The organism is Microcoleus sp. B9-D4 (genome assembly GCF_036705105.1).
GTDB lineage: Bacteria > Cyanobacteriota > Cyanobacteriia > Cyanobacteriales > Microcoleaceae > Microcoleus.
In genome coordinates this window covers 18,516-29,167 of the sequence record NZ_JAUBTS010000073.1, presented here as the reverse complement: position 1 = coordinate 29,167, position 10,652 = coordinate 18,516, and the positions used below count along the sequence as shown (strand labels likewise).

The window sequence follows — 10,652 nt, the reverse complement described above, 5'->3', positions numbered from 1 at the left end:
ATTTGTTTGTTTTGTAAATTTAATTCGACTCTTTACTTATCTTAACATACTTTGGTTTTTTTACACCTACCTACTTAGGTAATAATTTACATTTTCACCGCTTGTAAATCGAGTTGAATTCTGCTGCGAATTTAACCTGAAGGCGATAGTTTTAGTCAACAAATCCGGCTGATTACGAGTTTGTTGAGAATGAGCTATATCTCATTACAGAGAGTTATTTTTGGGTTCATAAGAAGAGTAAATTGAGAGTAAATATGCTTGAATATATGTCAAAAGGCGCTTCAAAACACGGAATGGAAAAATGTTAGAGTTCGAGGGACTGCTCCCAACAATTGAAGAGTTAGCTAAAGCGCCGAAATCCCCACACTATACCTGTAATCAGGTTAGTGTGGGATGAATAGGCGGGTCAAGGTAGGTACGGAGTTGACCAATTAATTTTCTTCGTCACAGATCAATTTATCAACAAATTCTCTGAGACGTTCAGGCCAGTCGGGAACAGCCTTAAGTTTCTCTTTTTGTCCTTCGTAACCTTTGAATCCGATCGTTTCCTTGTCTAGAGGGCGTTTGAGCCGTTTCTTGGCGCCGAATGTATTATTTTTCTGGAATGGCATTGACACGCGGGTTGACAGTAAGTTAACTTACATATAGCATAATCAACAAAGTCTAGGGAATGAGAACCTCTTACCAGTATCGATTACGTCCAACAAAGTTACAAGCCATTGAGATTGACAGATGGCTGTCAATGATGTGTAGCCAGTATAACTATTTGTTGGCGGATAGGTTTAACTGGTATGAGCAAAACCGTTCTCCCATCAATGCTTGTCCTCTGGTTTGCCACTTACCCCAAATGCGGGACAATCCAGATTACTACAGTCAGAAGAAGACCTTACCTCAACTCAAAAAAACTCATCCTTGGTATGTCACCACCTGCTTATACGTCCGGTGAGGCTGGCCACCACCGCCACTAACTCAGCAGCATCTACGGGTTTGGTCAAATGCATCTGAAAACCTGCTAATAGTGCCTGCTGACGATCGTCATTCCGGGCATAAGCCGTCAGCGCGATCGCGGGTAGCCTACCGCCCCGCTGCACTTCAAGTTGACGCAACTTGCGGATCAGGGAGTAGCCATCCTCATCCGGCATCCCAATATCGCTCACTAAAACATCGGGGCTGCGATCCGTTGCGGTTTCGATAATAGTCAAGGCCTCCTTTACCGAAGCCACAGCCATGACATCGGCACCATACTTTTCGAGAATCGTGCTCAGCAACTCTAGCGCGTCAGCCTCGTCCTCTACCACTAAGATTTTTAAGCCTTCAAGGGTCGGCGAGGCCTGAAACCTCCCATTCCCCTCGACGAGCGAGTTTAATGGCTCTGGATCGCTGGGTGGTAGATGGATAATCATCACGGGCAGTTTGACTGTAAAGGTCGTCCCCTGTCCTATCCCTGGACTCACTACCGTTACAGTCCCGCCATGTAATTCAACTAATTGACGCACAATGGCTAACCCTAAACCCAACCCCCCATAACTGCGAGTAGTCGTGCTGTCGTGCTGGCTGAAGCGATCGAAGACAAACGGTAGAAAGTCCGAGCTGATGCCTGTTCCAGTGTCGCTGACAGTAATTTCAACATGGGAATTAACCCGCTGCAAACTAATCTGGACTCGCCCGTCTTTAGGCGTAAATTTGAGGGCATTAGAAAGTAGATTCCACACAACTTGCTGCAACCTATCGGCATCACCCAAGAGCGGGCCAGCTTCAGAATCGAGCACGCTTTGCAGGCGAATAGACTTTGCCTCAGCCGCCAACTGTACAGACTCAATCGCCGATTCAATCACCGGCACGAGGTTGACAGGACGGACTCGGAGACGCAGTTTACCTGTGATGATGCGAGAAACATCGAGGATGTCTTCGATGAGCTGGGCTTGAGACTTCGCGTTTCGCTCGATCGTCTCCAAAGCCCGCGCCACCTTATCCTCACTCAGGCTTTTTTGCCGTAACATCGTTGACCACCCTAAGATCGCGTTGAGAGGAGTTCTGAGTTCATGAGAAAGAATCGAGAGAAACTCATCCTTGGCACGGTTAGCTGCCTCTGCGTCTGCCCGAATTATTTGTTCACGCATCAATAATTCGTCTTTGGTGCGATTAGACGCTTCCAGTTGGGAAGTGCGTTCCTGCACCCGTTGCTCTAGCTCCACATTAATCGCCTCGATACGGCGGCGACTATTTTCTAGTTCCTGGTTTGTAAGGGCAAGTTGAGCTGGACTGGGCGTATCGAGGGCGACTGGAATTAAGGGAATCAGTAAAAAGGTGAATGTATAGAAAGACCAAACACCAGTGACAGCTTTGATCAGTCCTGAAACCCAATAAATGGGGTGCCAAAGTGTCACTATTCCCATCAGGTGCGTCGTGCCGCATAAGGCAAAGATAAAAAAGAAACCCACCAGCAGCATCACCGTGTGGGCAGACAGATCCTTACGCTCAGTCGTAAAGTAAACAATGGCAACCGCCACTGAATAATAAGCGAGGGTAGTCAAGGCATCTGACGTTAAGTGCAGCCAGACTAACCCCGGTTTCCAGAGGTAGCAATGCCCGTGAGGAATGAAATTATTAGAAAAGAAGGTGCTCAAGAGGTCAGGCATATTAGTTTACGGCACTGTCAAGTTAATTTAGGGGGTTTGATCAATTCAACCAGATGACCGCAGCAGCCAGAAAAATCGCACGCCGGAAGATTCACCAGAAAACGAGCGAGAAGCCCCGGGCTTTAGACATGGGGAGGAAAACGGCTGCAACTTCAGTCGCCTTGAATCAAAATCCATAGGAATAGCCATCTTTTTTGTGAATAGGTTGACAATATTTATGGCTGATTCCTGCTATTCTTCCCTTCGCTGTAGCGATGTCGAACGAGCCGGATGCACGGCAAAGAATTCGTCCCACGTAGGAACCAACTTTCTTGCCTGCGGTGACGGTAGCGCTGACAAGATCGCCAGTTTGAAAGCCGAAATGGATTTGCTTTCTTGATTTATGGCGAGTTGGAAAGCCAAACCGATCTGTGCCACACATTTGTCGAGTACCGTGTCCTGCTGCTTTTATTAGCAGCGGTTGAGAAGTCAGCACCTTTAATTCTTCGACTTTTCCAACACAAGCTGCATCTAACCAGTGAGTTTTAGCTAAATTCAATCGAGTGCGGTTGAACTTTGTCAAGCCGCCACTGCCAGTAGAAACTGGCAAATCAGTCATGCAAAGTCGATTAAACAGTGCCCAACGAGTCGAATTAACGGCTGTCGCGTCTTTTAATGGACGTTTTGCTTGAGATTGAATCCGTTTCAAAACCTCTGGCTTTTTAGAGAGGAATTGCTCAATACCTTGAGTGCCTTTCTTTTTATTGCAAGCATCGCACGCAAGGCAAAGATTAGAAACGCGGTTAGATCCGCCTTTGGCTTTGGGATGAATGTGTTCGACCTGTAGCGGTGTATCCGTAATTCCACAATAGGCGCACTTTCTGTCCCATTTATTCAACAAATATTCGCGGATCTCGTAGCCACACAAAACGCCTTGCTGGTATTCAATTCCAGAAATTTCGGGGTTTTCTAGTTGCTGTAAATCGAACCGCACAAGTTCTTGAACAATAGAGACAATAGGAGCGAGTTTCATCAATTTAGTTACCCAGGTTAGGGTTGTTTCGACACGATGTTGTAAGCTTGGCGCTAGCCACCCTTTAGGGCGAACCCTATTTAGGAATCTCGCTGGACGATAGCGGGTATGGCGATTTCTTCTACCTCTACGCAGTGAACGGCGAGACTCCAAACTGGCTTTGATTGCTTGTCCTCGGTGAGCTAGTTCTGCACCAAAGATTATGTTTTCTCCTTGCACTAATGCGATTCCAGTAGTTTGGGAACCAGGGTCTAATTTAAGAATGATTGGTTTTTGAGGTCCTATAACGTCTGCTTTGAGAATTATTGTGAACGGATACCTTTTAAAAACAGCAGCTTTGCCAGTGGTTAGCAATTTACGAGCCAGTCCTGGGCGAATTGGATCGAGCGGTCGTTTATGGGTATCAATTACAAAAACGAAATTAGACACCAAGTCCTCCATTGCTGGGTAATGTTCGCTTCGAGAATGTTTCCTGAGCTTGTTATGTCAAAAGCACTGGTTTAACCCCGTAATCCTGTTTAACTTTTGACGACAGAGCGGAAAACTAGCGTCGCATTTTCCGGTGTCGTGACTCAAGAAACGTAGGTCTAATCCTGTCTCTGGTAAGGTTCGGGCTTTTTTCTTGCACCGCTCGGAACGAGCCGGACTTCCTAAAAGCCCCCGCTTTTAAGCGTGGGGTTCCTTACCGCCCTAGGGTGACAGCGCGTCGCGATTGCCTGATACTGCTTGAGCTTGGGGAAAAAGTTCTCAATCAAATGACCGGCTTTGTACAATTGAGCATCGTAAGTTTCCAGGGTCTTGCAATTGCGACGAGGTGAAATGACGGTGATCTTCCCCTCGGCATTGAGGCGGTCAATCACACGCTGATCTGGATCATAGCCCTTGTTAGCCAGCAGTGTATCCGCCACCAGTAATGGCTGCAGTTGGTCGCCTCCTGCTCGCGTCACCAGTTTGTCGGGGGGTGAGGTGAAACTCCAACGGATTGCCCAACGCATCCACGCGATCGCATGAATCTTGTTACTCAATCGCCCTTTGCTGCGTCCAATTGCTTCATTCCTACGCTCCTCAAAAAGCTCAGCAGGAAGATGTTTCTTTCAAGTGGGAAAATGCCTGAATTAAAACTAAGTGTACCGCCGGGGAAATAGTAGGTAAATGTGCTTTAATATATGTCGTCAAAATTCGCTCCTAAAAACGAAAATAAAAAATGTTAGAGTTCGATCGCCTGTTCCAAACAATCGAAGAATTAGTAATGCTGCACTCACCCAGCGGTGCGGAATCGGAAATTAACCAGCGGTTGATGGAAAAATTCGCCGCCCTGGGAGTGAATGCTTGGGTCGATCGCGCGGACAATGCGATCGCCCTAATTAAGGGTCGCAATCCCGAAAAGTCGATCGCCATTACCGCCCACAAAGACGAAATTGGGGCCCTAGTTAAAACAATAGGCGAGAGTGGCCGCGTGGAAGTCCGCAGATTGGGCGGCGCATTTCCTTGGGTTTACGGCGAAGGCGTGGTGGATTTGCTCGGAGACAAGCAAACAATTAGCGGCATTCTCAGCTTTGGTTCCCGCCATGTTTCTCACGAATCTCCTCAGAAAGCTCAGCAGGAAGATGTTTCTTTAAAGTGGGAAAATGCCTGGATCGAAACTAAGTGTACCGCCGAGGAATTAGCCGAGGCCGGAATTCGACCGGGCACGCGGATGGTGGTGGGAAAGCACCGCAAGCGCCCGCTGCGGTTGAAGGATTGGATCGCGAGCTACACTCTGGACAACAAGGCTTCAGTGGCGATTTTGCTGGCTCTGGCGGAATGTTTGAAAGAGCCTGCGGTGAATGTTTATTTGGTAGCGTCGGCGAAGGAGGAGGTTGGGGCGATCGGAGCTTTGTATTTCACCCAGCGCCAGCCGTTGGATGCGCTGATCGCTTTGGAAATTTGCCCTCTGGCGCCGGAATACCCGATTCGTGACGGCGAAAACCCGGTGTTGCTGGTTCAGGACGGCTACGGAGTCTACGATGAAGGATTAAACGCCCACTTGCGCGCAGCAGCCGCAGCAGCCGATGTAGAGGTGCAGTTGGCGGTAATTAGCGGTTTTGGAAGCGATGCTTCGATCGCCATGAAGTTCGGCCACGTAGCCCGCGCCGCTTGTTTGGCTTTCCCCACCCAGAACACCCACGGCTTTGAAATTGCTCATATCGGGGCGATCGGCAATTGCGCCGCCATCCTCAAAGCCTACTGTGACGTGCTTTGGGACGAGTAGAAAAAAAAGTTTCGCAAAGTAGTTGACAGATTGGGAAAGATTAGTTAAGGTAATAAAGGTGCGGAACACAAGCAAACGCAACGACGCGCCCCCATCGTCTAGAGGCCTAGGACACATCCCTTTCACGGATGCGACGGGGATTCGAATTCCCCTGGGGGTATTGAAAATTTAAGTCTGATATCAAATTGATATCTAGTATGTGGGGTGGGCATCTTGCCCGCCCTTATTGCTATTGGGTCTAACATTAAGTTGATGCGTTCGATCGCACATCTTGCACCATTCTCGCTTAACAGGCTTTTCGGCCTGTTCCACAAAGAGTGAATTTTCTTGTGGAACAGGCCGAAAAGCCTGTTGATAAACAAGTAATTGAGAATGGTGCAACATCTCAGTTCGATCGCACTTTCCTTAGTTTGCACCATTGCCATTGATATCGAACTTTTCTATAATAGGAATCTCTGAAGGTGAGGAAGCTACGATTCGCAGGTTTATATCAACTATGATTTGATTTTTATCAAGAACTACATTTGCTTTTTTTATTATAATTTTTGCGGATAAACAATCACCTGATTCAGGTTCGGGAGATGGCTGAGTTTTATATCCTGCGTCCTCCAGCCATTCACAAATCTTCCTCCAGTTTTCTACCTTTTCATCAGCTTTACCTACAAGATTTTTTACATATTGGTATAAAGTATTACAGAAATCTACCGCAATTCCCTTGGGGTTTTTACTGAGCCTTTCGGCAATTTCGGCGGGACTGTAGCCGCAGAGTAGACCCCGTAGATGTTGTTTCTCTGTGGGCGTGAGCCGCTTTCCCTTAGCGGATGCTAGGTCTGTGTAGAGGGTTTCTAAGTCCCAGTCGCGGGCAGCTTCGGAGAAGCGATCGTTAGAGGATGCCATTGCAGGGGATAGGTTTCTGGATTTTTTATAATCAAAGTCTAACACGATTCCTAATGCTTATTAGTTTCTTTGTTAAAGGTGGTTAAGTTAGTATCAAGGAAAGCAGGATCGTGATTAATTTTACACCTGGAATCGGGGGAAGGCTCACTGCTTGCGATGTACCGTTTTCTGCTCGACAGAGTTATCAACACAAACTCCTCATAATTAGGTATTTACCCGTAAATGTTTAAGCACGAATACAAAAAAGAGGCACAAGATAGACTGCGCCGTGCAGTAGAAAAGTACCAAAGAGATTGTGAGTATTTACAAAATGCCGCTGGAAGTCTTTATCAAACGCGAGTCAATCGTGGGGTTGAGATTATCCAACTATGCGAAAATTACATTAACACGTTGGCCAATTCGCCAAAAGAGTTTAGCAAAGTCGTTACAAAACTGAAGTTTCAGCTCAAGGAAATTACTGGCAAAGATTGGGATCTAATTTATGCGGCTCATAACAGCAATGTAGCAGCAGCAGGTGGTGCAGGAGTCATGGCTGGAGCAGGAGTTGCCTGTTTTGGGCCAGCAGCAGCAATGGCAATTGCTACAACTTTTGGAACAGCCTCAACAGGTACTGCGATTGCTTCTCTTTCCGGTGCAGCCGCCGTTAATGCTGCTTTAGCCTGGTTAGGAGGTGGCGCTCTTACTGTGGGTGGTGGCGGTATGGTGGCTGGAAATGCACTGCTGGCACTAGCAGGGCCGATTGGCTGGGGGATTGGTGGTGTAGCTTTGGCTGGTAGTGCTTTTTGGGCAAGTAACGAGAATGAAAAAATTGGTGACGAAGCCAACAACCGCGCTCTTGAAATTGAAGGTGACACAGCTAAAGTCAACATAACCAAGAAAGAAGTCAATCTTCTTGAGGGGGAAACTGTCAAACTAGCTAAGTTGATTCAAAGTGAACTGCAATACTTCAAGCAGAATGCACCTTTGAATTACCTGAATTTTAGCCAAGCTCTCAAACAAAGGCTGGGGACTTTAATCAATTCCATTACTTCCCTGAGCGAGTCTATTAAAAAGACCGTAGACCTGAAAATGTAATTATAATTTGGAGTGCAGCATTATCCTCTAGCAATTAGGGAGTAATGCTGCTATTTTTTTAAACATGGAAAACAGAGAAGATAGACATCTGACAACTCAATTCGTTGCTGCAATAGTAGCCCAGGAAAATCTGCGCCATGCAGAACAGCTTGCAACGGAACTCAGTAAACAAGACCGAGCGTTTTTTGCAGCGGTCGGAGAGATTGATAAAGTTCGTGATTTTGTAGGTAGTCCCGAAAAAATTCTGGGAAACACAAGCACAAAACACGGTGAAATAGCTGAGCAAGTGGAAGTTGGTATTCGCAATGCAAAATCTCTTTTGAACTCCTCTGAAACTCGCGCTACTTTTGAGGGAGTGGGTAGAACAGCACCGGAAGATTATTTAATTGATGGTATTAAAGTACAGTCTAAATTTGTGAATGGGGTTGGCAATAATTTAGACCACGTTCTCCACCACATGAAGAAATACGAAAACTTTGGCAGAGATGGGTCATATTACCACATCCCTAAAAACCAATATGAAGTTATTGATAAAATATTGAAAGGGCAACAAGTCGAGGGAATAACAAGTCGTACTGCTCAAAAAATCCAAGAAAAAGCTCAAGAAATAGAGCAGATGTCTGGTCGTCCTTTCAGTCAGACTGTTCAAGCTGGATCGTCTAACTATGAAGATGTGCAAATAGGCAAAGTTGACGATACGCTAGACCGCAAAGAGCATGAATTAAAGCAAGAACACAAACAAATTAAGGATGGGATACGCTACGAGGCTCAACCTACTCTGGCTGATTTTGGTAACGTTGCTGTTAAAGGCGCGGTTATTGGTGGTAGTATTCGATTTGCTACTAAGCTTTACGCTAAGTATAAGCAAGGTAAAAACGTTTTTAAGGGTGAGTTAACCCCCGAAGACTGGCAAGAAATTGGAATTGATACCGCAAAAGGAGCTGCACTTAGTGGTATATCGGCAACAGTTATTTATGGGTTAACCAATTTTACCCAAATGTCTGCACCTTTAGCTGGTGCTTTTGTGAGTGCAGGCTTGGAAGTTGCTAGTTTAGTCGGTAGTTTGAACCGAGGGGAAATTACTGCCGATCAATTCGTTGAATTAAGTTTATTTGCTTGTGCTGATTCAGCCATTGTTGCTGCTGGAGCTACTATCGGACAAGCTTTGATTCCGATTCCTGTTGTTGGCGCTGTCATTGGTGCGATCGCGGGTCGAATCGTGACTGGTTTTTGCAAGCAGTTATTGGGGGAAGACACTCATCTTGCTCGACAAGTAGAACAATATTATCAGCAGTCCCTCGCTCAAATTGACCGAGCTTACAAGGGAGTTGTTGCTAATCTTGTTTCTACCTACGAACGACTGGGCAATTTAGCAGAAGCAGCTTTCGATCGTAACTTAAACCTTGACTTGAGATTGCAAGCTAGTATCGAATTAGCTGAAGCCTATGGCGTTCCTGATTCCAAGATTATTCACAATGTAGATGAGCTTGACTCTTTTATGCTGGGTTGAGCGAATACAAAGGAAATCAAATTTAGTATTGTTAACGCAGATTTAGTATAAGGTGCGCCGAAGCGCACCCTACAGAAGCAATTATCAATCGCGCGGCTTTAGCAACGGTTCAATCTGCTGCCTTTGAAACTGCAATTCATCCGCCAAAGGCTGATAAATTTCCCGATCGCCCGATTCATTGCAATAATCCCACAAACCATTGTAACAGTGCCTGTCGTCGTCCCAACCCGGATGGTTAACAATCGGATACAAGCAGATTCCCTCTATCGGAACTCCTGCTTTCATCGCCGCCATTACCTCAGTGCACACATAATTAAACCAGACAGGTCTAAAATCGTCTTCAGTGCCTGTTTCTGCTATAAATAAGGGACGGCGGTAGCGCTCAAACACTTCTTGCAGCAGTTCGCGAAACGGGCGGTACAGCGGATCGGTGTATTTCATCGGGTCTTCATTGTGAATCCACTGATTGCGATCGTAATAATTCACCCCAATAATATCGAGATATTTTTCCTTGCCGCCGAGTTCCGGGCGAAAACGTCCAGCCAACATATCCCAAGCTTGATATTGAGATAAGCGATAACCTTCCGCCGCGTCCCGATCCTCGGGTTTGTCAGGATCGGCAATAATGTTAATTGTCGGATCGATTTGAACGATCCGGGTGCGGGGATTGACTTCCCAAACTGATTCTATCGCTGCGATCGCAGCTTTGATTAACTGGACTTTTAGCTCGTCTCCCCGCCCTTTTGCAAACGGATTGATGTACGCGACATCGCCGCCGGCCCAAGCAATAAATGAAATTTCATTGACAGGTGTTACAAAAGGTGTTTGGTCTGTTTCCTCAGTTAGCACTTCCATAAAAGCGCGCACCATGCTTGCAAACCTGGACACAAATTCGGGACTGAAAATATCAATATCGTCTGGCCAGCCGTAGTGAAACAAATCCCAAATTACCTGCATTTTCATGTCGCGGGCGGCGCGGATAATTGGCAGGGAACTGGAAAAATCGTATTTTCCGGGCGACTGCTCAATTAAGTGCCAGCGGAGGCCTTCACGGACTGTGTAAATGCCTTGTTCCTGCAAGCGTAGGTAGTCGGCTGCTGCAAATTTATCGTGACCGGTGGCGGCTGTGACATCGAGGCGTTTTCCAGATTGCAACCTGTGGGTGGAACATTCAAATCCGCCCATGAAAAAACTTTGAAACATCAATCGGATGGGTAATGGGTAATGGGGCATTGGGAATTGGGCATGGGGCATTGGGCATGGGGCATT

General features: G+C 46.5%; 10 protein-coding genes and 1 tRNA gene. 5 read left to right on the top strand and 6 right to left on the bottom strand.

The features are described from left to right. Positions 1-431 precede the first annotated feature (431 nt). The gene (locus QUB24_RS28830; protein WP_333109038.1) at positions 432-611 is read right to left on the bottom strand and encodes a hypothetical protein; all 180 of its coding nucleotides are present in this window, start codon (positions 609-611) and stop codon (positions 432-434) included. Between the two features lie 59 nt (positions 612-670). Here QUB24_RS28830 and QUB24_RS28825 point away from each other — a divergent pair, with 59 nt between their 5' ends. After that, positions 671-946 carry a helix-turn-helix domain-containing protein gene (locus tag QUB24_RS28825; protein ID WP_445300445.1) on the top strand — a complete coding sequence of 92 codons (276 nt, stop codon included), beginning with the start codon at positions 671-673 and terminating at the stop codon, positions 944-946. Here QUB24_RS28825 and QUB24_RS28820 read toward each other — a convergent pair. From QUB24_RS28820 to QUB24_RS28810, 3 genes are all read right to left on the bottom strand, one after another. Continuing rightward, positions 921-2,639 carry an ATP-binding protein gene (locus QUB24_RS28820; RefSeq protein ID WP_333157051.1) on the bottom strand — a complete coding sequence of 573 codons (1,719 nt, stop codon included), beginning with the start codon at positions 2,637-2,639 and terminating at the stop codon, positions 921-923. The genes QUB24_RS28825 and QUB24_RS28820 overlap by 26 nt on opposite strands. 166 nt (positions 2,640-2,805) lie before the next feature. After that, positions 2,806-4,080, bottom strand: a complete 1,275-nt coding sequence (gene iscB / locus QUB24_RS28815) for an RNA-guided endonuclease IscB (RefSeq protein ID WP_333157050.1) — start codon at positions 4,078-4,080, stop codon at positions 2,806-2,808. 221 nt (positions 4,081-4,301) lie between these two features. Then, positions 4,302-4,676 carry a hypothetical protein gene (locus QUB24_RS28810; RefSeq protein ID WP_333157049.1) on the bottom strand — a complete coding sequence of 125 codons (375 nt, stop codon included), beginning with the start codon at positions 4,674-4,676 and terminating at the stop codon, positions 4,302-4,304. A gap of 179 nt (positions 4,677-4,855) precedes the next feature. Between QUB24_RS28810 and QUB24_RS28805 the strand changes: the two genes are divergently transcribed. After that, the gene (locus QUB24_RS28805; protein WP_333157048.1) at positions 4,856-5,902 is read left to right on the top strand and encodes a M42 family peptidase; all 1,047 of its coding nucleotides are present in this window, start codon (positions 4,856-4,858) and stop codon (positions 5,900-5,902) included. Positions 5,903-5,989: 87 nt separating this feature from the next. Beyond that, positions 5,990-6,062 (top strand) — tRNA-Glu (locus QUB24_RS28800). 245 nt (positions 6,063-6,307) lie between these two features. On the opposite strand, the gene QUB24_RS28795 is transcribed toward QUB24_RS28800, so the two are convergent. Then, the gene (locus QUB24_RS28795) at positions 6,308-6,799 is read right to left on the bottom strand and encodes a helix-turn-helix domain-containing protein (protein WP_333157047.1); all 492 of its coding nucleotides are present in this window, start codon (positions 6,797-6,799) and stop codon (positions 6,308-6,310) included. Positions 6,800-7,021: 222 nt separating this feature from the next. On the opposite strand from QUB24_RS28795, the gene QUB24_RS28790 reads away from it, so the two are divergent. Both QUB24_RS28790 and QUB24_RS28785 read left to right on the top strand, forming a co-directional pair. Continuing rightward, positions 7,022-7,873, top strand: a complete 852-nt coding sequence (locus tag QUB24_RS28790) for a hypothetical protein (RefSeq protein ID WP_333157046.1) — start codon at positions 7,022-7,024, stop codon at positions 7,871-7,873. A 64-nt stretch (positions 7,874-7,937) separates the two neighbouring features. Further along, positions 7,938-9,383 carry a hypothetical protein gene (locus tag QUB24_RS28785; protein WP_333157045.1) on the top strand — a complete coding sequence of 482 codons (1,446 nt, stop codon included), beginning with the start codon at positions 7,938-7,940 and terminating at the stop codon, positions 9,381-9,383. An 84-nt stretch (positions 9,384-9,467) separates the two neighbouring features. Here QUB24_RS28785 and QUB24_RS28780 read toward each other — a convergent pair whose 3' ends face one another. Continuing rightward, positions 9,468-10,586: a beta-glucosidase gene (locus QUB24_RS28780; RefSeq protein ID WP_333157044.1), complete on the bottom strand. Its 1,119-nt coding sequence runs from the start codon at positions 10,584-10,586 to the stop codon at positions 9,468-9,470. Between the last annotated feature and the right edge of the window lie 66 nt (positions 10,587-10,652).

What these genes read in the sequence shown, in the direction of transcription:
- QUB24_RS28785 (WP_333157045.1), top strand. Translation starts at nt 7,938, where the DNA reads ATGGAAAACAGAGAAGATAGACATCTGACAACTCAATTCGTTGCTGCA.
- QUB24_RS28825 (WP_445300445.1), top strand. Translation starts at nt 671, where the DNA reads ATGAGAACCTCTTACCAGTATCGATTACGTCCAACAAAGTTACAAGCC.
- QUB24_RS28780 (WP_333157044.1), bottom strand. Translation starts at nt 10,586, where the DNA reads ATGTTTCAAAGTTTTTTCATGGGCGGATTTGAATGTTCCACCCACAGG.
- QUB24_RS28795 (WP_333157047.1), bottom strand. Translation starts at nt 6,799, where the DNA reads ATGGCATCCTCTAACGATCGCTTCTCCGAAGCTGCCCGCGACTGGGAC.
- QUB24_RS28830 (WP_333109038.1), bottom strand. Translation starts at nt 611, where the DNA reads ATGCCATTCCAGAAAAATAATACATTCGGCGCCAAGAAACGGCTCAAA.
- QUB24_RS28805 (WP_333157048.1), top strand. Translation starts at nt 4,856, where the DNA reads ATGTTAGAGTTCGATCGCCTGTTCCAAACAATCGAAGAATTAGTAATG.
- QUB24_RS28790 (WP_333157046.1), top strand. Translation starts at nt 7,022, where the DNA reads ATGTTTAAGCACGAATACAAAAAAGAGGCACAAGATAGACTGCGCCGT.
- QUB24_RS28820 (WP_333157051.1), bottom strand. Translation starts at nt 2,639, where the DNA reads ATGCCTGACCTCTTGAGCACCTTCTTTTCTAATAATTTCATTCCTCAC.